Source organism: Fontisphaera persica (genome assembly GCF_024832785.1).
Taxonomy (GTDB): domain Bacteria; phylum Verrucomicrobiota; class Verrucomicrobiia; order Limisphaerales; family Fontisphaeraceae; genus Fontisphaera; species Fontisphaera persica.
Window position 1 is genome coordinate 3,757,743 of sequence record NZ_CP116615.1, and the last position, 24,096, is coordinate 3,781,838.

General features: G+C 64.1%; 17 protein-coding genes. 15 read left to right on the forward strand and 2 right to left on the reverse strand.

Going from position 1 to position 24,096, the window contains the following annotated elements:
* Positions 1-96: 96 nt before the first annotated feature.
* The 13 genes from NXS98_RS14105 to xylB all read left to right on the forward strand — a co-directional run bounded on the left by NXS98_RS14105 (position 97) and on the right by xylB (position 15,466).
* A complete protein-coding gene (locus NXS98_RS14105) occupies positions 97-1,647 on the forward strand; it encodes a sensor histidine kinase (protein WP_283845661.1) in 1,551 nt (516 codons plus the stop codon).
* Positions 1,644-3,068 carry a sigma-54-dependent transcriptional regulator gene (locus NXS98_RS14110; protein ID WP_283845662.1) on the forward strand — a complete coding sequence of 475 codons (1,425 nt, stop codon included), beginning with the start codon at positions 1,644-1,646 and terminating at the stop codon, positions 3,066-3,068. Before NXS98_RS14105 ends, NXS98_RS14110 begins: the two co-directional genes overlap by 4 nt.
* Positions 3,065-3,412, forward strand: a complete 348-nt coding sequence (locus NXS98_RS14115) for a hypothetical protein (RefSeq protein WP_283845663.1) — start codon at positions 3,065-3,067, stop codon at positions 3,410-3,412. Before NXS98_RS14110 ends, NXS98_RS14115 begins: the two co-directional genes overlap by 4 nt.
* A complete protein-coding gene (gene hpnD / locus NXS98_RS14120) occupies positions 3,409-4,278 on the forward strand; it encodes a presqualene diphosphate synthase HpnD (RefSeq protein ID WP_283845664.1) in 870 nt (289 codons plus the stop codon). Before NXS98_RS14115 ends, hpnD begins: the two co-directional genes overlap by 4 nt.
* A 33-nt stretch (positions 4,279-4,311) precedes the next feature.
* On the forward strand, positions 4,312-5,136 hold the full coding sequence (gene hpnK / locus NXS98_RS14125) for a hopanoid biosynthesis-associated protein HpnK (RefSeq protein ID WP_283845665.1): 825 nt from the start codon (positions 4,312-4,314) through the stop codon (positions 5,134-5,136).
* Positions 5,133-5,585, forward strand: coding sequence for an EamA family transporter (locus tag NXS98_RS14130; RefSeq protein ID WP_283845666.1), 453 nt, complete (start codon positions 5,133-5,135; stop codon positions 5,583-5,585). Before hpnK ends, NXS98_RS14130 begins: the two co-directional genes overlap by 4 nt.
* On the forward strand, positions 5,578-6,294 hold the full coding sequence (locus NXS98_RS14135) for a YggS family pyridoxal phosphate-dependent enzyme (RefSeq protein WP_283845667.1): 717 nt from the start codon (positions 5,578-5,580) through the stop codon (positions 6,292-6,294). The genes NXS98_RS14130 and NXS98_RS14135 overlap by 8 nt, the downstream gene beginning before the upstream one ends.
* 127 nt (positions 6,295-6,421) lie before the next feature.
* Positions 6,422-8,941, forward strand: coding sequence for a tetratricopeptide repeat protein (locus tag NXS98_RS14140; protein WP_283845668.1), 2,520 nt, complete (start codon positions 6,422-6,424; stop codon positions 8,939-8,941).
* A 346-nt stretch (positions 8,942-9,287) separates the two neighbouring features.
* A complete protein-coding gene (clpB, locus tag NXS98_RS14145) occupies positions 9,288-11,891 on the forward strand; it encodes an ATP-dependent chaperone ClpB (RefSeq protein ID WP_283845669.1) in 2,604 nt (867 codons plus the stop codon).
* A gap of 378 nt (positions 11,892-12,269) precedes the next feature.
* Entirely contained in the window at positions 12,270-12,761 is a 492-nt protein-coding gene (locus tag NXS98_RS14150; RefSeq protein ID WP_283845670.1) for a hypothetical protein, read from the forward strand.
* Positions 12,754-13,230 carry a hypothetical protein gene (locus NXS98_RS14155; protein WP_283845671.1) on the forward strand — a complete coding sequence of 159 codons (477 nt, stop codon included), beginning with the start codon at positions 12,754-12,756 and terminating at the stop codon, positions 13,228-13,230. Before NXS98_RS14150 ends, NXS98_RS14155 begins: the two co-directional genes overlap by 8 nt.
* Before the next feature lie 79 nt (positions 13,231-13,309).
* Positions 13,310-13,765, forward strand: coding sequence for an HNH endonuclease (locus tag NXS98_RS14160; protein WP_283845672.1), 456 nt, complete (start codon positions 13,310-13,312; stop codon positions 13,763-13,765).
* Between the two features lie 174 nt (positions 13,766-13,939).
* On the forward strand, positions 13,940-15,466 hold the full coding sequence (gene xylB, locus NXS98_RS14165; RefSeq protein WP_283845673.1) for a xylulokinase: 1,527 nt from the start codon (positions 13,940-13,942) through the stop codon (positions 15,464-15,466).
* On the opposite strand, the gene NXS98_RS14170 is transcribed toward xylB, so the two are convergent.
* Positions 15,435-17,069 carry a sulfatase family protein gene (locus NXS98_RS14170; protein ID WP_283845674.1) on the reverse strand — a complete coding sequence of 545 codons (1,635 nt, stop codon included), beginning with the start codon at positions 17,067-17,069 and terminating at the stop codon, positions 15,435-15,437. The two genes, xylB and NXS98_RS14170, sit on opposite strands and share 32 nt — an antisense overlap.
* Before the next feature lie 203 nt (positions 17,070-17,272).
* Here NXS98_RS14170 and NXS98_RS14175 point away from each other — a divergent pair, with 203 nt between their 5' ends.
* Positions 17,273-19,867, forward strand: coding sequence for a S8 family serine peptidase (locus NXS98_RS14175; RefSeq protein WP_283845675.1), 2,595 nt, complete (start codon positions 17,273-17,275; stop codon positions 19,865-19,867).
* Between the two features lie 208 nt (positions 19,868-20,075).
* On the opposite strand, the gene NXS98_RS14180 is transcribed toward NXS98_RS14175, so the two are convergent.
* Positions 20,076-21,758: a tetrathionate reductase family octaheme c-type cytochrome gene (locus tag NXS98_RS14180; RefSeq protein ID WP_283845676.1), complete on the reverse strand. Its 1,683-nt coding sequence runs from the start codon at positions 21,756-21,758 to the stop codon at positions 20,076-20,078.
* A gap of 490 nt (positions 21,759-22,248) precedes the next feature.
* On the opposite strand from NXS98_RS14180, the gene NXS98_RS14185 reads away from it, so the two are divergent.
* Positions 22,249-24,060, forward strand: a complete 1,812-nt coding sequence (locus NXS98_RS14185) for an ammonia-forming cytochrome c nitrite reductase subunit c552 (protein ID WP_283845677.1) — start codon at positions 22,249-22,251, stop codon at positions 24,058-24,060.
* The last annotated feature ends 36 nt before the right edge of the window (positions 24,061-24,096 follow it).

The following is a 24,096-nucleotide window of genomic DNA, read 5'->3' on the forward strand; positions in this document are numbered from 1 at the left end:
CTTCCCTGCCCGCCGGGGGATGAGGTTCAGGCATGCCCGCCGCCAGGGGTGGGGGGGCGGTTTTGTGCTGCGGGCGCGGCGGGGCAGGAGGCGTTCATGGAACAACGTTCGCAAAAGCTCTGGCGGGCCTGGCAGCAGGTGGCGCAATTGCTGCGCCCGCCGCCGGTGGAACCGGCGCGGCAGTTGCAGCGGTTGTGCACGGTGGAGCGGGATGTGTTGCTGCCGGTGCGCGGGGCGATTGTGCTGGTGGTGGCCTACGCGGTGCTGTTTCCCCGGTGGTCGCTGGGGGTGGTGCAGATGCAGGAGCTGACGCTCTCGCTGGTGCAAAAATTCTTCGCCGCGTATGTGGGCGCCAACGTCATCATCGCCTGGGTGCTGCTCAATTACCGGCGGTTTTCGCTCAGGGCGCTGCAGTGGGTGTTATGGATGGGGGGGTTGCTGGACGGGGCGCTGGTCAGCTCGCTGGTGCTCATCACCACCGGATTTGAGAGCCTGTTGTTCTGGCTGTTTCCGGTGATGATTGTGCGCAACGCGCTGACGTTCTCGCTGGTGCGCCAGCAATTGACGCTCAATTTTGCGATATGTTTCATGTATCTGGCCGCCGGCCTGCTCTACATGGCGCAGGCCCGGGCGGATGCCATCACGGCGGAAATGGAGGCGGCGTACCTGGCCGGCCGGCTGCGGGGAATGGTCACCAACGTGGCTCCGCCCAAGCCGGCCCTGCCGGGTTCGGGGGGAGAGGTGGCGCCGCCGCCGCTGGCCACCAATTTGACGGTGCCGCCGCGGCTGGACCCCCAGGTGCGCCAGGCGCTGGGGCTGCCGCCGGTGGAATATCAGGCGGAGCCTTTTGTGTTGCGGGTGCTGGTGTTGTTTTTGCTGACGTTCATTTGCTACGGCCTGCAGATACTGCTGGAGAAGCAGCGGCTGGCGGAGGAGGAGGCGCGGGAGCTGGCGGCGCGGCAGGGGCAGATAGACGCGGCGGGGCGGCTGTCCGCCGAGATTGCGCATCAACTGAAAAATCCGCTGGGGATCATCAACAATGCCGCCTTCAACCTGCAGCGCCTCTTGAGCCAGGAGAAGGAAGTCGTGCGGGGGCAGATTGGCATCATCCGCGAAGAGGTGGAGCGGATAGACCGGATTGTGACGGAGCTGATGGGCTACGCGAAGCTGGCCGATGCGCGGGTGGAGCGGCTGGACGTGGTGGAGGAACTGGAGCGGGCGGTGGAGCAGGTGTTTCCGGCGCAGGCCGGATTTGCGGTGGAGATGGTGCGGCGGTATCCGGCGGAGTCGCCGCAGGTGGTGATGCAGCGGGGGCAGTTGGCGGAGATTTTTGTGAATTTGCTGCAGAACGCGCGGGAGGCGATGGAGGGCAAGGGGCGGATTGAACTCACGGTGCAGCGGAAGGAGGATGGGACGGTGGTGATTGAGGTGGCCGACAGCGGGCCGGGCATTCCGCGGGACCGGCTGGAGCGGATTTTTGAGGCCTATTACAGCACCAAGCCGCGGGGCACGGGGCTGGGGCTGGCGATTGTGAAGCACACGCTGGAGGTGTATGGGGGGCGCATCCGGGCTGAATCTGAGCTTGGAAAAGGGGCGCGGTTCATCATAACGTTGCCTCCGAATACGTTTGGGAAACGGGCATCATGAACATTGAGCTGCCTGCGGTGCTGGTGGTGGATGACGAGCGCAACATGCGCCTGTCGCTGGAGGCGGCGTTGACCGCCGAAGGGTATCAGGTGCGGGCGGTGGAGTCCGCCGAGGGGGCGTTGAAGGTGCTGGAGCAGGAGAAGTGTTTCATGGTCATCACCGATGCCCGGCTGGGGGGGTTGAGCGGGTATGATTTTGTGCGGGAGGCGCATCAGCGCTGGCCGGATTTGCCGCTGCTGATGATTACCGCCTATGCCACGCCGAAGCTGGCCGTGGAGGCCATCAAGGCGGGGGCGATGGATTATCTGGCCAAGCCGTTTGCGCCGGAGGAGCTGCTGCTGGCGGTGGCGCGCTGCGCCGAGCGGTACCGGCTGGTGGAGGAAAACAAGGCGTTGCGGCATCGGGCGCATGAGCCGGCGCGGCTGGAGCAAATCATCGGCGAGTGCCCGGCCATGGTGGAGCTGCGGCGGCTGATACAGACGGTGGCGCAGTCCAACGCCACGGTGTTAATCCTGGGCGAGAGTGGCACCGGCAAGGAGCTGATTGCGGGGGCGCTGCACAGCCTGAGTCCGCGGCGGGAAAAGAATTATGTGCGCATCAATTGCGCGGCCATCCCCGAGACGCTGCTGGAGAGCGAGCTGTTCGGGCACGAAAAAGGGGCGTTCACCGGGGCGGTGCGCACCAAGCCGGGGCGGGTGGAGGAGGCCGATGGGGGCACGATTTTCCTGGATGAGATTGGCGACATGAGCCGGCCGTTGCAGGCCAAGCTGCTGCGGTTTTTGGAGGACGGCACCTTCACGCGGGTGGGGGGCAACGAGGAGCTGCGGGTCCATGTGCGGCTGATTGCCGCGACCAACCGGGACATTGTGGAGGCCATCAAGGAGCATCAATTCCGCGAGGATTTGTTTCACCGGCTCAACGTGGTGCAATTCCGCCCGCCGCCGCTGCGGGAGCGGGGGCAGGATGTGCTGCTGCTGGCGGAGTATTTTCTGAAACAATTTGCGCTGGCGATGAACAAGCGCATCACCGGGCTTTCGGCGGCGGCGGCCCAGAAGCTGATGGGCCACACGTGGCCGGGCAACGTGCGCGAGCTGCGGAATGTGATTGAGCGCGCGGTGATTCTGGAAACCGGGCCGGTGATTCAGGCGGCGAGCCTGCCGGATTTTCAGTTGGAAACCCAGTTGCGCAAACAGGAGGGGCCGGTGACAACGCCGGGTTTGTCGCTGGAGGAGGCCCTGGCGCAGTACGAACGCGAGCTGATTCAGCGCGCGCTGGAGCAGAATCGCTACAATTTGACCCGCACGTCGGCTCAGCTCAAAATCACGCGCCATGCCCTGCGTTATCGCATGCAGCGGTTGAACATGGCCACGGAAACGGAAGAGGAGGAGACCGCAGCGCCGGGTCCGGAATCAGGCACATGACGGAGGGGATTCTATCAAGCTTGCTGGCGCAGGGGGGCAGTGGCCCTTCGGCGCGGGAATTGTTGAACGCACCGCAAACGGCCAAATCGTTGTGGGGGGAGCTCAGCACGGTGACCGTGGTGCTGGGCGCGGCCCTGCTGGTGGGGTTGATTCTTTTTCTGGCGGTGTGGTGGTGGAAACGCGCGCCGGAGGGCGACAGCATCAGCGTCTCCGGGCCGCATCACGCGCACCGCGGCAAACGCCGCAAACGGCTGCGGAGCCATCGCCCCCGCAATCCCACCCTGGCGGAAACGGGCGGGCTGCCGCCCTTGCGGGATGAGGGGCCGCCGCCCCCGCCACCATGAGCCAGAGCCGCGCCATCACCCGCAAGAGCGCCTCCAATCTGGCGCTGGCTTTTGTGCTGCTGCCGCCCGCCAAGCGCGAGGCGATGTCGGCGCTGTACGCCTTTTGCCGCGAGGTGGACGATGTGGCGGACGAGGAGCAACTGCCGCCCGCGCAACGCCGGGCCTTGCTGGCCGAGTGGCGGGAGGATTTGCAACGGGCCGGCGCGGACGCTGCGCCGCGCCTGCCGGTGCTGCAGGAATTGCAGCCGGTGATTCATCAATACCGCCTGCCGCTGGCATTGTTTGAGGAAATCCTGCGGGGGGTGGAAATGGATTTGGACATCGCACGCTACGAGACCTACGCGGAGCTGGAGGTTTATTGCTACCGCGTGGCTTCGGCGGTGGGGCTGTTGAGCATTGAGATTTTTGGGTATCGCAACCCGGCCTGCCGGGAGTATGCCGTGGCTCTGGGCAAGGCGCTGCAATTCACCAACATCCTGCGCGACGTCTGGGTGGACGCCGGCCGCGGGCGCATTTATCTGCCGCAGGAGGAATTGCGGCGGCACGGCGCGCGGGAGACGGACATCATGGCGGGCCGTTACACGCCGGCCTACGCGGCCGCCGCCGCGGCGATGGCGGCGCGTGCGCGGCAGTTTTATCAACAGGCGCGCCAGCTTCTGCCGGCGGAGGACCGCCGGGCCATGGTGGCGGCGGAGCTGATGGGGTCGGTGTATTGGTGTTTGTTGCAGCGGCTGGAGCGGAGCCGTTTTGATGTGTTCACCCCGCGGCTCACGCGCGTGCCGCGCTGCTACAAGCTGGGGTTGATTTTGCGCACGTGGGCGCGGGTGGCCTGGGGGTCCACCGCCCCCAACTACGGCCGGCCGTGACCTTGGCCGGAGGAACACCCGCCGCTGCCGTTTATGACCGCCCCCCGCCGCCTGATTGTGAATGCCGATGATTTCGGGCGCGCGCCCGGCATCAACGCCGCGGTGGTGCAGGCGCATGAGCAGGGCATTCTCACCAGCGCCAGTCTCATGGTGAACGAAGCGGCGGCGGCGGAGGCGGTGGCGCTGGCGCGGGCGCATCCGCGGCTGGCGGTGGGGCTGCATTTGACGTTGATTCAGGGACGGGCGGCATTGCCCGCGGGCGAGCTGGGGGGGGTGGTGGACCCGGAGGGGCGCTTCGGGCAGGACCCGGTGGCGGTGGGGTGGCGCTATTTTTTCCACCGTGGCTGGCGGGAGCCGCTGCGGCGGGAGATTATCGCGCAGCTCGAGCGTTTTCGCGCCACCGGTTTGCCGCTGGACCACCTCAATGGCCATCTGCATCTGCATCAGCAGCCGGTGGTGTTCAAGCTGCTCATGGAGCTGGCGCCGGCCTGGGGCATCCGGCATTTCCGGCTGGTGCGCGAGCCGCTGCGCCCGAACCTGAAGGCGGCGCGCGGGCGTTATGGGGTGCGGGCGCTGCACGCCGGCATTTTTGCGGCGCTGGCGCGCGGGCAGCGGCGCGCCCTGGAGCAGCGCGGCATTCGTTTTCCGCGCGCGGTTTTTGGGCAGTTGCAGGACGGGCGGGTGGACGAGGCCTATGTGCTGGGATTGCTGCCGCATCTGCCGGCGGGTGATTCCGAGCTTTACAGTCATCCTTCGCTGACCGATTTTAGGCATGAGCTGGATGCTTTGTGCAGCCCGCGCGTGAAGGCGCTCGTGCAACGGCTGGGGCTGCGGCTCATTCAATACCGCGATTTATGACGAAGATACTGATTATTTTGCTGGTGGGCCTGGTGTGCGAGGCGGTGGGCGTGGTGCTGCTCAAGGAGGGCATCAACGCCGTCTGCGGCGGCGGGGACATCACGCTGCGCAACGTGTGGCCGATGTTCTGGAAGGTGGTGGTGCATCCGCGGGTGGTGCTGGGGGTGTTTTTCGAGGCGCTGTTTTTCCTGTGCCTGCTGTATCTGATGAGCCAGAAGGACATCAGCTTTGTGTGGCCGCTGACTTCGCTGAGCTTTGTGATGACCACCCTGGCCGCGCTGGTGTATCTGAAGGAGCCGGTGTCGCTGATGCGGTGGTGCGGCGTGGCGTTGATTATGGCGGGCGCGGCGCTCATCACCTGGAATGAAAAACAGCGCGAGGCGCAGACCCGGCCGCCGGCGGTGCAGGCGACCTCCGGCCCCAACCCGCTGGTGATGCCGCATGAATGAGCTGGCGGCCAATCTGGAGCGCATCCGGCAGAACATGGCGGCCGCCTGCGTGCGGGCGGGACGCGAGCCGTCCACCGTGCAGTTGATGGCGGTGAGCAAGGGCCAGCCCCCGGAAGCCGTGTGCGCCGCGGCGGCGCTGGGCGTGGAGCTATTCGGCGAAAACAAGGTGCAGGAGGGCAAGGCCAAGCGGCCCTTGTGCCCGGGGCGGCTGCGCTGGCATTTGATTGGGCATCTGCAATCCAACAAATGCCGCGACGCGCTGCAGTTTTTTGATTGCCTGCAGGGGGTTGACCGCCTGGCCCTGGCGCAGGAATTGCAGCGCTGGGCCGAGAAACTCGCGCTGCGCAAACCGATTCTGCTGGAGGTGAACGTGGCGGGCGAGGCGAGCAAATATGGTTTTTCCCCCGAGCGTCTGCTGGCCGAGGTGAAAGCCATCAACGCCCTGCCGCGCCTGGAATTGCGCGGGTTGATGACCTTGGCACCCTGGACGCCGGAGCCGGAAAAAGTGCGGCCGGTTTTCCGGCGGCTACGCGAACTGAAGGAAGAATGCGAGCAGCTTTTGGGCGCGCCGCTGCCGGAGCTGAGCATGGGGATGAGCGGCGATTACGAGGTGGCGATTGAAGAAGGGGCCACGCTGGTGCGCATTGGCACGGCGTTGTTTGGCCCGCGCCAGAATTGGAAACGGCCCGGCGCGGCGGCGGGGGATTAATCCTCGACGACGGGCAGGCGTGCTTCACCCCGCCCGTTGCGGGTGGGGGAAGGCGGGGGGCAGGCATGATGGGAGGTGCAGCGCAGTTGTTTTGCTTCTTGCGGCGGGCTGGCCTATGATGGCGGCCATGAACCAGACTACTCCCAAGCGCAGCGGGACGGCCGTGTCCACCGCAACGACGCGGCGGCGGCGACCCTGGCTGCGGTGGGTTGTCATGGCGCTGCCCCTGTTGTGGTTGGCGGGGCTGGAGGCGGGTTTGCGGCTGGCAGGTTATGGTTATCCCACCGCGTTTTTTCTGTCCGGGGAATCCGAAGGCCGGCGGGTGCTGGAGTCGAATCCGCGTTTTGGGTGGCGATTTTTCCCGCCCGCGGTGGCGCGCACGCCGCAACCGTTGCGGGTGGCGGCGGAGAAACCTGCGACAACGTGGCGCGTGGTGGTGCTGGGGGAGTCGGCGGCAATGGGCGACCCCGAGCCGGCGTACGGGTTGCCGCGGGTGTTGGAGGTGATGTTGCAGGAATGCCGGCCCACGCAAAAAGTGGAAGTCATCAACGCCGCGGCCACCGCGATCAATTCGCACGTCATCCGGGAGATTGCCCGGGATTGCCGCGGGTTGCAGGCCGAGGCGTGGGTGATTTATGCGGGCAACAATGAGGTGGTGGGGCCTTTTGGCGCGGGGACGGTGTTTGGCCCGCGCGGCGCGAGCCTGGCGTTGATTCGCGCGAGTCTGGCGGCCAGGCGGCTGAAGTGCGTCCAGGCCGGGGAGGCGCTGCGGCGGCGGCTCTGGGACCATGAGCCACAGAGCTGGGAGGGCATGGAGCTGTTTTTGGAGCAGCGGGTCCCCGCGGATGCGCCCGGGCTGGAGCGGGTGTATGCGCACTTCGAGCGGAATATGCGGGACATTCTGGCGGAGGCGCGGCGCGCGGGGGCGCAGGTGTTTTTATGCACGGTGGGCGTCAATGTGCGCGATTGCGCCCCGCTGGCGTCGGTGCATCGGCCCCCCCTGGCGCCGGAGGCGGAACGGCGGTTTGACGCCTGTTTGCGGGCCGCCGAGAAGGCCATGGTCCAGACGAATTACGCGGGCGCACTGGAGCAACTGGAGGCGGCCCTGGGCCTAAGCCCGCATCATGCGGCGGCCTTGTTTTTGCGGGGGCATTGTCACGCGGCCCTGGGCCGGGAGGAGCAGGCGCGGAAAGACTGGGCGGCCGCGCTGCAGGAGGATGCCCTGCGTTTCCGCGCCGATGCGCGCGTGAATCAAATCCTGCGCAAGCTGGCGGCCGAATTGGCCCCGCAGGGGGTCACGCTGGTGGATGTGGAGGCATTGCTGGCGCAGGCCAGTCCGCAGCAGGCGCCGGGGCGCGAGTTTTTCTGGGAGCACGTGCATTTCAATTTCGAGGGCAACTACACCGTGGCCGCGGCGCTGGCGAAGGCCCTGTTGCGCCGCAACGGCCTGCCGTCGCGGGAGACGGTGGCGGCGCGGCTGGCGCTTACGGACTTTGACCGGCATCAGGTGACCGAGCAGGTGTTGCGGCGGCTGGAGCAACCGCCCTTCACCGGCCAATGGGACAACGCCGCGCAGCGCAAGCGATTGGAGGCGCAACTGGAGGCGTGGCGTCCGCGCCTGACGCCGCAGGCATTGCGGGAGCAGGCCGCGGTGCATGCCGAGGCGCTGGCGCGCCGGCCCGAGGATTGGGTGCTGTACGCGCGGCGGGCGGAAAGCCGGGAGGCCGCCGGCGAGCTGGAGGGCGCGCGGCAGGACTGGGAGCGGGTGCGGCAACTCCTGCCCCATTATGGCGAGGCGCTCTTTCGGCTGGGCAACCTGGCCGACAAACAGGGGCAGCCGGAAGTGGCGGAGCCGTTTTTTCGCCAGGCGCTCCGCCTGCGGCCGGAGTCAGCCGAGGCCTGGAATGGGCTGGGCTTGAGTCTGCTGGCGCAGCAGCGCTGGGCCGAGGCGGAGGCCGCGTTTCAAACGGCCTTGCGCTGGCGTCCACGCTTTGTGGCGGCGAAGGTGAACTGGGCGTTGGCCCTCCAGCGCCAGGAGCGCCTGTCTGAGGCGCTGGAGCATTTTTATGAGGCGCTGCAAATGGACCCGCAACATCTGGCCGTGCGGGTCAACCTGGGCAAGTGCCTTAAACAAATGGGCCGCATGGAGGCCGCGCTGGCGCATTACCGCCGCGCGGTGGAGCTGCATCCCCAGGATGCGGTGGCGCGGTTCAACCTGGCGAACACCCTGGCGGAGCTGCGGCAGACCGAGGCAGCGTTGCGGGAATATGCGGCGGTGGTGGAGGCCGCGCCGGAAATGATTGAGGCCCGGCTGAATTACGGGCTGGAACTCGCGCGCGCCGGGCGGGAAAACGAGGCCTTTGAGCAGTTGCAGGAAGTGGCGCGGCGGGTGCCGCAGAGTTATGAGGCCCGCCTGAATTACGGCGTGGCGCTGGCCCGCCGCCGCCAGTGGGTGGAAGCCCGTGAGGAATTCGCCGCCGCCGCCGCCCTGCGTCCCAAAGAGCCGGCCCCGTGGTTGAATCTGGGCATGGTGCTCGCCCGGATGAATTTGCGGCAGGCGGCGCGCGAGGCCTTTGAAGCCGCCTTGCGGGTGGACCCGCAAAATCCGGTGGCACGGCAACAATTGGAACAACTCCAACAAAGATAGGGATGGAAGGTCAATGGCTGGCCCACAGTCGGGGAAACTTCCCTGCCCGGCCGTATGTCGGCCATCGGATGTAGCCAGGAGAATGGAGGTTAATCCTGATGGGCAGGGGTTGAGGAGCAGGAGGATGGGCTGCGCTGGACGTTGGAAAAAATCGTGGCTGCCTTGAGTGCATAAGGTGGGTGACATTGGAGAGTTCATTTGGGGTCAGTTATGAGCCATTATGACACTTATAGCAAAAGGTGTCATAATGACACAACTTTAATTTAATATAAGTTGCTTATTTATAGGTACTTAATAATGATGAGTCGGCTCATTGGATGGAATTATTCTTGCTTTTTATTAAGTCATGCGTGCGGAAAAATTGACGATTAAAGCGGCGGAGGCCCTGCAGAAAGCGCAGGAGCTGGCGCATGAGCGCCGTCATCAGGAGATAGAAGGAGAACACCTGGCCTATGTATTGGCCCAACAGGGGGAGACCATAGTGCCGGCGTTATTGCAGAAGGTGGGGGTGCAATTGCCGCGATTTATTGCGGATTTGGACCGTGTTTTGAGGGAGCGGGTAACGGTTGAGGGGGTCAGTTCTCAAGATGCTTTCCTTGGAAATCATCTTAAAAAGGCCCTCGATGCTGCTGATGCCGCCGCCCGCCAGCTCAAAGATGAGTTCATCAGTGCCGAGCATCTTCTGCTGGGTTTGGTGGAGCAGCCCAGCCCGGCCCTGAAGAAGGTGTTACCAGCTCATGGGGTCCAGCGTGAGGCCCTGCTGAAAGCCATGGCGGATTTGCGGGGCAACCAGCGGGTGACGGACCAGAATCCGGAGGAGAAGTTTCAGGCGCTGGAGAAATACGGGCGGGACCTGACGGCGCTGGCCCGGGCGGGCAAAATTGATCCGGTGATTGGGAGGGACGATGAGATTCGGCGGGTCATGCAGGTGCTGACGCGCCGGACCAAAAACAATCCGGTGCTCATTGGGGAGCCGGGGGTGGGGAAGACGGCGATTGTGGAAGGGTTGGCGCGGCGGATTGTGAGCGGGGATGTGCCGGAGTCCCTGAAGCACAAGCGGCTGATTGCGATGGATTTGGGGGCGATGATAGCCGGGGCCAAGTACCGGGGGGAATTTGAGGAGCGGCTGAAGGCTTTTGTGAAGGAAGTGGTGGCCAGCGAGGGGCAAATCATTTTGTTCATTGACGAGCTGCACACGCTGGTGGGGGCCGGCAAGGCGGAGGGGGCGGCGGATGCGGCCAACATGCTCAAGCCGTCGCTGGCGCGGGGGGAATTGCGGTGCATTGGGGCGACGACGCTGGACGAGTACCGCAAGCATGTGGAGAAAGACCCGGCGCTGGAGCGGCGTTTCCAGCCGGTGCTGGTGGCGGAACCGAGTGTGGAGGCGACCATTGCGATTCTGCGCGGCCTCAAGGAGCGGTACGAGGTGCATCATGGCATCCGCATCCAGGACGCCGCGCTGGTGGCGGCGGCGACGTTGTCGCACCGGTATATTGCGGACCGGTTTCTGCCGGACAAGGCGGTGGACTTGATGGACGAGGCGGCGTCGCGGCTGCGGATGGAGCTGGACTCGATGCCGACGGAGATTGACCAGTTGGAGCGGCAGATTATGCAGCTTGAGATTGAGCGCACGGCGCTGGCGCGGGAGACGGACCCGGCCTCGCAGGAACGCCGGCAAAAGCTGGAGCGGGATTTGGCGGACTTGCGGGAGAAGTCGCGCGCCTTGAAGGCGCAGTGGGAGAATGAGAAGGCGGCCATCAACGCCATTAGTTTGCTCAACAGCCAGCTTGAGGAAACCAAGGAGGGCATTGAGCGCGCCCGGCAGCGGGGGGATTTGCGGACGGCGGCCGAGCTGCAATACGGGCGGCTGCCCGAGTTGCAGAAGAAGCTGGAGGCGGCGCAGAAGCAACTGGCGGAAGTCACTCGTGAGCAGCGGCTGTTGAACACGGAGGTCACCGAGGAGGACATTGCCGCGGTGGTGTCGTCGTGGACGGGCATACCGGTGAGCCGGATGCTGGAAACGGAGCGGCAGAAACTGGTGAAGATGGAGGAGCGCCTGCAGCAGCGGGTGGTGGGGCAGGCGGAGGCCATCAAGGCGGTGGCCAATGCGGTGCGGCGCGCCCGCAGCGGGATACAGGACCCCAACCGGCCCATTGGCTCGTTCATCTTCATGGGGCCCACAGGGGTGGGCAAGACCGAGCTGGCGCGCGCGCTGGCCGAGTTTCTCTTTGACGATGAAAACGCCCTGGTGCGGATTGACATGAGCGAGTACATGGAGAAGCACTCGGTCTCGCGGCTGATTGGCGCGCCACCCGGCTATGTGGGTTATGAGGAGGGCGGCCAGCTCAGCGAGGCCGTCCGCCGGCGGCCGTACTCGGTGGTGTTGTTTGACGAAATTGAGAAGGCGCACCATGACGTGTTCAACGTGCTGCTGCAAGTGCTGGACGATGGGCGGTTGACGGACGGGCAGGGGCGGACGGTGGACTTCAAGAACACCCTCGTCATCATGACCAGCAACATCGGGTCGCCCATCATTCAGGAGTATTTCCTGGACGGCAAACTCAGCCCGGCGGACCGCCGGGCCATGGAGGCCCGGGTGGAGGCGGAGCTGAAACGCCACTTCCGGCCGGAGTTCCTGAACCGGGTGGATGATGTCATCATCTTCCACAGCCTGGACGAGGAGCATCTCTCCCAGATTGTGGACATCCAGCTTCGCAAAATCTCGGCGCGGCTGGCGCAGCATCAACTGGCGCTGCAGGTGGAGCCGTCGGCGCGGCTGCTGCTGGCTCGCGAAGGGTATGACCCGCAATATGGGGCGCGCCCGCTCAAGCGCACGCTCCAGGAGCGGTTGCTGGACCCGCTGGCGCTGAAGTTGCTGGAGGGCGAGTTCAAGCCCGGGGATACCGTGCGCGTGAAGGCCCGCGGCGACGAGCTGGTGCTGGACAAGTAATCAACCCACCCGGTTCTAGGGGGCGGAAAACCATTCTTCGTGCCCCTAATTGTTTGAGGGAGGAAGCCCCGAGATTCCCGGCGAATACCACAGAAAACAAACCGCCCCGTGCATTGCCCCATTTGTGATTTCTTGCGATTGGTTACCTTGATTGGGGTCCTAACGGAGATTTTTAGCGACGGTTACTGGCTCCCGGAATTGAGGCCATGAGCACGGTCGCAGCTAGACAATTTCTGCCCCAACCTAGGCTGGTCGGCATGCACTCAACACACTGATCTTGACCACGGGGGGGGTCATGATCTACCCAGTCTTTCCCAATTAATGCTCATCGTGCAGTTGACTCAACCCCTTTGAGGGTGTAATGGTATCCACTGAATTGTGAGCAAATCCGAACAGAAAGAAATCCGACTGGAAATCCAACTGCCCAAAGATGGTTTTCCCAAGACCATGTACTTTAATAGGTTCCGTGTGGAACGGGACGAGGGATACTGCCTGATTCAATTCGGGTTAATGTCTGCCGCAGGTATTTTGCTTGACCAATACTCGTGCGTCTTGCCCCAAAGGAGCTTGGATCAGAACCAAAAATCACTTCTGGATTACCTTGCCCGTATAGGCCAGCCAAAACAAAAAAATCCATTGCCTTGGCAGGGAGCACCGCCTGGTCCTGGACAAAAGACCGACGTGGCCGATATTATCATTATGGCCATTCAGAGCGACATGGCAGAAACCTGTTTTTGCGTTTTCCCCACCACAACAGTTACCCGCCAGAAGCCATTCTCTACCCAGCAATCATTCACGGCACAGCCTCTGGTTCTTCTGCGTTCTTCGGTCGAAGTGCAAAAACAACTAATTGTTGCCTTGTATGAATGATGAAGTTTTCGTCGCCCGGCTTGTCAAAGGCGCGGTGGCTTCCTCTATCGCCAGCGCTATCCTGATGCCACAGGGCCATACCATTTGGGCAGAGGCTTCGCTTCCCACTGAAGCGCCCACTGAAGCGGTGCCTGAAGTGCAGGCCCCATTTGTAGAAGCGTATAGCCATAAGGACAATCCCAACACGGTTCATTATTCCTTTCGACAGATGCCCAAGGAGTGGACAAAGCAGATGGAACGTGAATTTCGCCGCCTTGCTTTGCTTGAAGCCAAGGGCACCCTTGCCGGCGATCAGGTTTCCAGGCTCGAGGAACTCAGTTTATTGCGCGACCGCCTTTTTTGTCCGCAGCCCGAAGAGGAAATTCTCCTGCAATTAAAGCGCGACCGGCTGTTGGAAAAAATCTCGAACACGCTCAGGGAATATGTCGAGTTCCAAGAAGGCGCGGGTAAAAAGAGGGCCACCGCCTAAGAAGCCGATCAAGCGGAAGAATTACCGCAGAGTCCTTCCCGAATTAATGCGGGACTTCAAGGGACGTTGTGCCTATTCCATGCAGCACCACGAACGTGCGGGTGCGTTGGAGGTGGATCATTTTGACCCACGCAAGAAAAAGGATCTGATTCAACAGTATGATAACCTTTTTCCTGCTTCCCGCCATTGCAATGGAAAAAAATCAGACCATTGGCCATCAAGAACCGAACAGGCGGCAGGATGTCGATTTTTGAATCCCTGCCGTGAAATAGACTACGGCGAGCAAATTTTTGAAGACCCCCATTCCCACCTTCTCATCGGTTTGACTCCTGCTGCCAAGTGGCATATCCGTATTTGTGCTTTGAACGCTGACCACTTGGTTCGAGAACGCCAGAGACGCGCAGAATATTGGCAACTCCTCAAAAGCGCACCCATTCGCATCAAGGATAATATTCAGAAGGTTAGAAAAATGGTTGAAGAATTTCGCAGGGAAGTCGAAATCATGATCCCCGAAATACCTCCCCCACCAGTCTAATCACAAACGACCTCTGCTTGGCCTTTAGTTTGCGTTACCGTCGCTTGTGATTGCGCTTTCTTGCCGATTTTCCTTACCCCAGGATTTCCTTTCCCAAGGGCGGCAACTTTGCCATTGCGCGGGGCCGAGGGTTTGGGTCATTCTGTGCCGCCAAATACAACCACAATCGAGCTTATGCGCACACTGGTCATCGGCATTGATAGCGGCACGCAATCCACCAAGGTGCTGGTGGTGGACGCGAAAACGGGGAAAGTTCTGGGCAGCGCCTCCGAGGCGTATGACCTCATCCCCAACCTGCCCCCCGGGGCCAAGGAGCAGCATCCGCACACCTGGCGGGAGGCGACGGCCAAGGCCATGAAGGCGGCGTTGAAAGCCGCCAAGGCGGTCGCCGGGGAAGTGAAGGCGATTGGGGTCAGCGGGCAGCAGCACGGCTTTGTGCCGCTTGACAAGCGCGGCGAGGTGATTCGTCCGGCCAAGTTGTGGTGCGACACTTCGACTGCGGCGGAGTGCGAGGAAATCATGGCGCAGGTTGGCGGGCTGAAAGCCACCATCAAGGCGATGGGCAACGCGGTGCTGCCGGGCTTCACCGCCTCCAAGATTTTGTGGCTCAAGAAGCACGAGCCGAAGCATTACGCGCGCCTGGCCACGGTATTATTGCCGCATGATTATCTGAATTTCTGGCTGACGGGCCGGGCGGTGATGGAATACGGCGACGCCTCGGGCACGGCGTTGCTGGACGTGCGCAAACGGCAATGGTGCGCGCCGGTGCTGAAGGCCATTGATGCCGCGCTGGCCGAGAAACTGCCGCCGCTCATTGCCAGTGACCAGCCCGCGGGCGCCTTGTGCGGGGAAACGGCGCGCGCGCTGGGCCTGCAGGAGGGCACGCTGGTCAGCGCCGGCGGCGGCGACAACATGATGGGCGCCATTGGCACCGGCAACACGCGGCCGGGGGTCATCACGGCCAGTTTTGGCACGAGCGGGACCATATACGCCTGCGCGGAAAAGCCGGTGGTGGACCCGCGGGGGGAGATTGCGGCCTTCTGTGATTCCACCAACCGCTGGCTGCCGCTGCTCTGCACGATGAACGTGACGGTGGCCACGGAAATGGTGCGGCGCGATTTTCAGATGGACCACGCCACCTTTGAAAAGACCGCCGCCAAAGCGCCGCCGGGGTGCGAGGGTTTGGTGCTGGTGCCCTATTTGGAAGGGGAGCGGACGCCCAACGTTCCGGATGGGACGGGGGTGTGGCTGGGGGTCACGCCGCGGACCTTCACGGCGGCGCATTTTGCGCGGTCGGCGATGGAAGGGGTCACGCTGGGCATGAACTACGGCCTGCGCCGGCTGGCCGAGCTGGGCGTGCAACCGCGCCAGATACGCGCGACGGGCGGCGGCGCCAAATCGAAGTTATGGCGGCAGATTATGGCGGACATTTTCAACGCCGAGGTGGTCACCTTGAAAGTGGGCGAAGGGGCCGCCTACGGGGCGGCGCTGCAGGCGCTGTGGTGCTGGCGATTGCAGGCGGGGGAAAAGGTGGCCATCCATGAGATTACGGATCAGTTCGTGAAGCTCAACCCGGCGGAAACCGCCGAGCCGGATGCGGGGCGCGCCAGGATTTATGCCGAGCTGCAGGCGCTGCAAGATGCCACCAGCCTGGCCTTGCGCAAGGTCTTCACTCAGCACCGCCAGTGGGTGACCCGGTAGCGGGCGGGGCGGCTTTTTTGGGGTTGGCCTTGGGCGTTTCGGCCGGTTTGGCGGGGCGCTTCCAGAGGTCCACGGGCACGGCGTTGGACTGGCGCGGGCCGGGGGTGGAGCGGCCGTCCTGCACCAGCTGCTCGAGCCGCCGCAATAAACGCTCCACGATGTCGGGGTGTTCCAAGTGGAGGTTGCGCGTTTCGCCCGGGTCTTGTTCCAGGTTATAAAGCTGCACTTCTGGCAGGCCTTTCTTGCGAGCCGCCTCGTCGCGCGGGTCGCTCCAGCCGCCGCTGCCCGGGGCGAGGCACAGTTTCCAGGCGCCCTCGCGAAGGGCAAATTTGCCGTTGATGCTGTGGCAGACGAGGGATTCGCGCCGGCCTTTTTCTCCGCGCAACACGGGGAGGAAGCTGATGCTGTCCTCGCCGGCGTTGGGGGGCAGCGGGACGCCCAGGATATCGGCGCAGGTGGCCATGAAATCCACCAGGCTCACCAGGTCGGCGGCGACGGCGCCGGGTTTTACCCGCCCCGGCCAGCGGACCACGAACGGCACGCGATGGCCGCCCTCCCAGAGGTCGGCTTTGAATCCGCGCCAGGGGCCGCTGGGCTCATGGCCGGCCTGGCGCAAGGCCTGGACGTCGGCCAGGGGGGCGCAGCCGTTGTCGCTGGTGAAGACCACCAGGGTGTTGGTGGCCAGGCCGTGTCGGTCCAGGGCCGCGAGCACCTGGCCCACGGCGTCATCGGTCTGCATGACAAAATCGGCGTAAGGATTCAACCCGCTGCGGCCCTGCCACGGTTTGGTGGGCACGATGGGGGTGTGCGGCGAGGCAAAGGCGAGGTACAGGAAGAAGGGGCGTCCTGCTTTGGCCGCGGCCGCCTGCTGCCCAATCCATGCCACCGCATGGCGGGTCAGCTCCGGCAAGACCTGGTCGGCGGAAAACTCGCGCGCTGCCGGCCCCAGGCGCGTGAAGGCATTGGTGCGGCCCAGCATCATGGGAAACCGTTTGTTCACGGTGGGGGCGGCAATGACGCGGTCGTTCAGAATGAAGGTGTACGGGACCATGTCCAGGGAGCCTGAGATGCCGAAAAACTCATGAAATCCCGCCTGCAACGGGCCGCGCGTGATGGGCAGCAAATAATCCACGCTGCCATGATGTTCGGCGGTTTCGATGGTATTGGCCGGGGGCGCGGGACGTCCGGGCACCGGGACCCAGTCCAGGCCCAGATGCCACTTGCCGACGATGGCGGTTTCGTATCCATGCTGCTGCAACAACCGGCCTACCGTCAGACGGTCCGGCTCAATCAAGGTGGGGGAGAGGCCGCCCAGCACGCCTGATTGCAGCCGCGTGCGCCATGCGTAGCGTCCGGTGAGGAGGCTGTAGCGGGTGGGAGTGCAGACGGCCGAGGTGGTGTGGGCATCGGTGAAGCGCATGCCTTCGGAGGCGAGGCGGTCCACGTGGGGCGTGCGGATTTTGCCCGCCGGATTGTAGCAACTGACATCGCCGTAGCCCAAATCATCGCACAAAATGAATACGAGGTTGGGCTTGTCTGCGCCGCCTGCGATGCTGGCCCACAAGCTGGCGGCCAGCGCCAGCCATTTGCACAGGATTTTCATACGGGGGATGTAAACGCTTTGGCGCGCCTTGAACAAGGGCAAAAATGCGGGCCAGTCGGGGGCGGGTCTTGGGCGGCCGTCCGGGGGGCATGAGCCGCGGGGAAACGGCGCAAAAATCTGCCGTTGCACGCCGGTGGGGTTATTCGCCGTGGGAGTGTGGGGTGGAAAAAGGGGGGGATTGCCGTTATGTTGGGGCGGCAATCATGAATGGTTTATGGCGATGGGGATGGGTGGGAGTGCTGGCGCTGGCGCTCGGGCTGGGGGCGGCGGAGGGGCGGCGTTTTGGATGGCGTGAGCCGGAGCCGCGGGTGGTGGAGGTGGCCATGGCGCCGGGGGTGGTGGAGGCGCGGACGGTGGCGGGGGTGCGGGAGGATGGAGTGCGGCGTGTGTATGGGAGTTTGGTGGTGGTGGGGGTGGAAGCGCCGGGGCGGGTGGCGGATTTTTTGCGGCGGGAGGGCTGGCGGGCGGAGTTTTTCATTGGGGAGCGGATGGCGGTGGTGGCGGCGCCGTCGGCATGGGCGGCGATGGAGCTGGCGGAGCGGTGGAGTCAAAGGGCGGAGGTGCGGGTAGCGTGCCCGGAGGAGTATCGGCCCTTGCGGCGGGAGGGTCCGTATGCGGCGGCGCCGAATGACCCGTTGTTTGGCCAGCAGTGGCATTTGGAGAATCGGGCCACCAACGGATTGGCGCTGGGAGCGGATTTGAATGTGCGGGCGGCGTGGCCTTGGGGCCGTGGGCGGGGACAGATTATAGGGATTGCGGATGGGGGGATTGATTTGGAGCATCGGGATTTGACGAATCAGCAGGCGGCGGGGTTGCATTACAATTTTGACACGTTGCAAACGAATGGGTGGCCGAGCATGGCCAATGACGCGCATGGGACGTGGGTGGCGGGGCTGGCGGTGGCACAGGCGGGCAATCGGCGGGGGGTGGCGGGGGTGGCGCCGGAGGCGCAGTTTGCGAGCTGGGTGATTCTGACTCCGAATGGGAATTTTGTGAGCAGTGCGCGGCTGGCGGAGATGTTTCAGCATCGGATTCAGCGGGTGGGGATACAGAATCACAGTTGGAATGAGTCGAATGAAATACGGCAGACGCGGCCGACGGAGGCGGAGCGGCAGGCGCTGGAGGTGGCGTTGAGCGAGGGACGCGGGGGGCGCGGGGTGATTATGTGCCGGCCGAGCGGGAATGCGCGGACCTACCTGCGGCTGGCGACCGATGACGGGTATTTGAATGATCCGCGGGTGTTGACGGTGGGCGCGGTGCGGGCGGATGGGCGGGTGGCGGGGTACAGTTGCCTGGGGACGTGTGTGCTGCTGGCGATGCCCAACGGGACGGGGCTGTACTGGCATGGGGTGTGGAGCACGGATTTGAGCGGGGCGGCGGGATGGAGCACGAATGCGGCGGGCTGGCCGGAGAATGACGCCAGTGATTACACGGGGGATTTGGCGGGCACGTCGTTCAGCGTGCCGCAAATGGCGGGGCTGGCGGCGCTGCTGTTGTCGGTGAACACGAATTTGACGATAAGGGATGTGCAGCAGATTCTGGCGCTGGCGGCGGGGCATTATGATGGGGCGGACCCGGCGCTGAAGACCAATGGGGCGGGATTGCGGGTGAGTGTGAATGTGGGATTTGGGGTGCCGGATGCGGGGCAGGCGGTGCGGCTGGCGCAGGGGTGGAGCAACCGGCCGCCGGCCATGCAGGTGTCGGTGGTGCGGACGCAGGCGGTGGCGATACCGGAGAATGCGCTGCGGCTGGAGGTGTATCCGAATGGCGCGAAGACGCCGTGGTTTGCGTTCAGCGTGGAGCCGAATCGGTTTGGGCCGCGGGCAGACCGGCCCACGGCGGTGCTGCCGCTGCGGGCGTTGAACAGCGCGGAGGAGATGTCGGCGACGAATGCGGGGGGGAGCTATGTGCTGTTGCCGGTGGCGGGGACGAATTACGAGGCGGTGATTCAGGCGGCGGCCGGGGCGGGGGCGAGGGGGGTGATTTTTTATCTGACCAACAGCGGGCCCCCGACAGCGCTGGCGGTGTCAGATTTTTGCCCGCTGCCGGCGGCGTTGCTGGCGCAGACGAATGGGCTGCTGCTGCGGGGTTGGCTGGCGACGAATGCGGGGGCGCAGGCGCGGTTGAAGCTGGAGGCGGCGGCGATGGACTTGACCGTGACCAACGGGCTGGTGTGCGAGTGGGTGGGGTTGCGGGTGAAGACGACGCATCCGCGGCGGGGGGATTTGCGGATTACGCTGCAATCGCCCGCGGGGACGGTGAGCGAGCTGCAGATGCGCAACACCGACACCAGCGCCGGGCCGAGCGACTGGACGTATTACACCTGCCATCATTATTTGGAGGCGGGAGCGGGGCTGTGGCGGGCGCAAGTCAGCGATGAAGTGAGCGGAGCCACGGGGATGTGGACGTATGCGGAGCTGGTGCTGCAGGGGGTGGGCATCCGGGACGCCAATCAAAATGGGCTGGATGACGACTGGGAGCAGGCGTGGCTGCACACCACGCAGGGCCATGCGCGCGGGGACCCGGATGGAGATGGTTACAACAACGCGGTGGAGCAGGTGTTGGGGACGGACCCGCTGGCGCCGAATCATCCGCTGGTGATGGATATTTCGCCCTTCAATGCGCAGTACCTGCGGTTGAGCTGGCCGGCGGGCGGGGGCGAGGGTTTTGAGGTTTGGACGGCAGGGACGGTGAGCGGGGTGTTTAGCAATGCGGCGGTTGTGCCGGGAAGATTTCCCGAGACGGAGGCCTTTGTGCCGCGGGTGGAGGGGAGCCGGTTTTTCCGGCTGCGGCAGTGAGCGGGGGGGTGCCTCGGTTTAGTGGACGGTTTGGAGAAACAGAAGGAAACAAAGGGAACGAAGCGAGAGGCGTTCCCTCACCCTGACCCTCTCCCAGGGAGAGAGGACAAGACACCAAGTTTGGGAACAGACCTTGCCGTCCCTCACCCCGGCCCTCTCCCCCTGGGCGGGGGAGAGGGGGGCGCTGGTGTTTCCGCAGGGTGGTGGATTATTGGGCGAGGCGGATGACGCGATAAAAGGCGCGCGTGGCGGCGGGGCTGGCGTTGGTCCAGCCGACTTCGGTGATGTTGGCGCCGCCGGTGAAGCGGCCGTTGGGGGCATCCGTCCAGCGCGTCAGGTCCGTGGAGGATTGCACTTGGTAGATATAACCGGGGCCGGTTTGGAAGCGGAGGACAAGCTGGTCCCGGCGGCCGCCGTGGGAGGAGGCGGTGAATTTGAAGCCGCTCATGTTTTGGAGGCGGAAGGCGACGTCCGCCGGATAGCCGAGGGAGGCAAAGTCAAAGCGGCCGCGCGGGGCATGGCAGTCGCCGCATTGGAGGGCGTCTTCCTTGGGGGCGACCATGTGGTTTTGGACCCAGAACATTTCGGTGCGGAGGAAGCCGAGGATGCCGCTGTAGGTGCGGCCCACGGCGGCCTGGCCGGCGGCGAGGGCCTTGTTCCAGTCGAAGGCGCGCCAGTAGGCGTTGGTGTCGGTGGAACCGCTGGGGAAGAGGTGGGGGACGGCCAGGCGGTTGAGGCCGGCGTCGTAGGGTTGGATGCCGGTGAAGCGTTTGACGGGATAGATGCGGGCTTTGGCATCGAGGCGGTCCCCCTGGAGGGTGTTGATGCGGACCACCTGGTTGCTGCTCACGGGGTCATCGGCGGTGATGTAGTCCACCACGCCGTTGAACCAGACGTAGTTGGGGAGGACATTTTTGCTCCAAAGGAAGGAGCCTTTCTGGGTGTCGTAGATGACGGTGCCGTCAGGGCCTTTGACGGTCATGAGGGCGCCGTTGGTGTTTTTGACGCCGGCGGTGGACCAGTCCCAGTGCATTTTGGTGGGCTGGCCGCGGGCAAAGGCGGGGATGTGGCAGGTCTGGCAGGCGACGCGGGCGGTGTGGGCGTTGAGGCGCTGGGCCAGCAGCGGGTTGGCGGCATCGGCATGGGGGGCGCTGCCGTGGCATTTCTCGCAGGTGAGGGCGATGGCGTTGGTGCTCTGGGTGTAGGGCGAGCCGAGGACTTCATGGCGCGGGGCGTCGTCGGGGAGATGGCAGGTGGCGCAGGTGAAGTTCAGGCCGTTGGTGCCCATGTGCACATCCAGGGCGCGCGAGGGGTGGGTGAGGGTGGAGTCGAGGTCGCCGTGTTTGACGGCGTCGCCGCCGCCGCCGAAGAAGTGGCAGGCGCCGCAGGTGGCGCGGCTGGTTTTGCCGACGTTGCGGGCGATGTAAGTGAGGTCGGGGGGCTGCCAGAAGTTGCCGCTGCCGGCGGGAAACTCCTTGGGCGCGCCGATGACGGGATAGCCGGCGCCGGTGGGGAATTTTTTGTAGGTGCCGGTGGTGTCGTGGCAGACGAGGCAGTCAATGGCGTTGGCGTTGTTGAAGTCGAAGCTGGCATTGCTGTAACCCCAGCCGATGTGGCAACTGGTGCAGCGGGGTTCGTTGGAGCGGACGGCGATGCAGTAATTGTTGATGACGTTGTTTTTGCCGAGGCGCTTGCCGGTGGCGGGGTCGGTGTATTCCCAGCGCCAGTGGACGGTGTGCATGATTTCCCCGGCCACATTTTCATGGCACTGGAGGCAGGTGCGGGCGTCGGTGTACTGGGGGATGAATTGATGGACGGCGGCGGTGGCGGCGCGGGCGGCGGGCGCGGCCAGCGCGAGGGCGAGGGTGGCGAGGGCGAATACAGTTTTCATGGCAGCGGGGGTTGGGTGGTTGAGCGCGTTCATCATGGCAGTTGCGATAGAGGGCGTCCCTGGCCGGGCGGTCCCGGGGCGGGGCGCTTATATGACAATATGTGCATATAAGAATATTTCAAGGCAAAAATATCTTTTTAGTTATACTAATATACAGCATTAGCGCCACCAGCACCGGCGCGCGGCGGCGGGGCGGGCGGGCTGTTTTCGCATTGTTTGCATATATATTAAAATTAATAACCATGATATAGAGCATAAATTATCTTCTCTTATTGGCCGGGGTGAGGGCGGGCGGCAGTTTGCGGCCAAAAAAGGTAATGAGCTTACCAAAATTGGTGTGGCTGGCGGACCGGGGGAGGCGTAGAAATTGTAACGTGCATGCTGGTCAACAACGGCAAGCGGCGTCAGTTACCGCGGCGGTGCCGCGCGGGCGCCCGCCAGCCCCCGGCTCGCAAGGCCGGGTTGAACCCTCCACAACGTACCGGTGGCTATGAATACCTTGGCATCTGGTTTTCGGCAACAAGCGCGCCCGGCGGTTCGCCGCGGTCTGGCCTATGGCCTGGCCTTCCTGGCGGCAGGCTGGGCGGCGGCAGTTTACGGGGCGGCGCACGGCGACCCGTGGGAAATTCATTTGCGGGAGCCGCATGAGGGCGGCATGCCGGGGCGGCCCATCATCACCAGCATCCGCACGACGACCAACCAACAGGTGGTGGTGACGTGGCGGGGGTTTGTGGACCCGGTGACGCCGTTTTTGCTGCAGGGCAACACGGGGTTGCGCAGCAACGGATGGCAGACGCTGGCCACGACGTATGGCTTGAGCGCCACGGTGCCGCTGGGGGACAACGCCACGTTCCGAATTGTGGCGCCCTCGCCCCAGTATGCGGGGAGCACGGAGTGCTCGGCGTGCCATCGGGGCACGCACTCGCGGTGGGCGGAGACGATGCATGCGCATGCGCTGGATTCCCTGAAACGAATCAACATGCACAACAACAGCCGGTGTCTGCCGTGCCACACGGTGGGGTACGGGCTGCCGACGGGCTACAAGAGCGAGACGGAGACGCCGGACCTGGCGAATGTGGGCTGCGAGAGCTGCCATGGGCCGTCGGCGGCGCATGCGGCCAATCCGTTTGACCCGACGACGCGGCCGGTGAAGGAGCTGGCGTCGCAGTTGTGCGGCGGGTGCCATACGGACGCGCATCATCCGACGTTTAATGAATGGGAGACGCATTTGCATGCGGAGGTGAACGAGGAAATAGCCGCCGGTTTTCTGGGGGCGGAGGCGACGTCGCTGGGGCGGATGAATTCGTGCGGGGCGTGTCATTCAGGGAGCGTGCGGTATGCGATGTTGAAGGAGCCGGCGACGACGAATTCGCTGCCGGCGCTGATGACCAATGTGTTTCATCTGCCGCCGGGGGTGTCGGCGGGGCGCGAGGCGGCGGAGATTGGGATAACGTGCGTGGTCTGCCACAGCTCGCACACCAAGACGGCGCATGGGTATCAGTTGCGGTATCCGATGTTCTCGACCAACGCGTACAACATGGTGACGTCGGGGACCAACATGGTGCAGAAGGGGTACGATGCGAATGTGCAGGTGTGCGGCCAGTGCCACAACGGGCGCGGGGCGGATCCTTCCGGGACGTCGCGTCCGCCGCATCATTCGCCGCAGTATAATATACTGGTGGGGAATCTGGGGGTGGTGCCGACGAACGCGCCGGCGCCGATGTCACCGCACTGGCAGTTGGAGAAGCAGTGTGTGGACTGCCACATGCAGAAGGTGACGGTGACCAACCCGACGGCCAACAATCCCAATCACACGGGGCACAATTTCAATCCGACGCAGACGTTTGACAAGTGCCGCGACTGCCACACGGGGCAGGATGACGAGTGGATGGAGCTGTTGATTGAGTTCACCCAGGAGGTGACGCGCAACAAGATTGCGGAGGTGAAGAGCAATCTGGTGTTGTGGGCGACGACGAAGGCGCCGGCGGCCTTGCGGAATGCGGGCCGGGTGGTGCGGGTGGTGAACGGGGTGCGGGTGACCAACAGCGTGCCGGAGCTGGCGTGGGAGTTCAGCACGCCGGGGCAATTGTCGCCGGCGCCGGCGGGGGCGCTGTCGTGGACGGGGCCGAGCGCCACCGTGCAGAACAATCCCACGAATGGCTTGCCGCAGGCCATCAAAGAAGCGCGCTTCAACCTCTATCTGGTGGAACACGACGGCAGTTATGGCGTGCATAACAACGCTTATGCGCGGTATTTGTTGCGGGTGGCCAACGACAAGGTGAAGGCCGAGCTGGCCAAATAGGCCGGGACGGTGAGTTTGGGCAACACTCAACGGGTG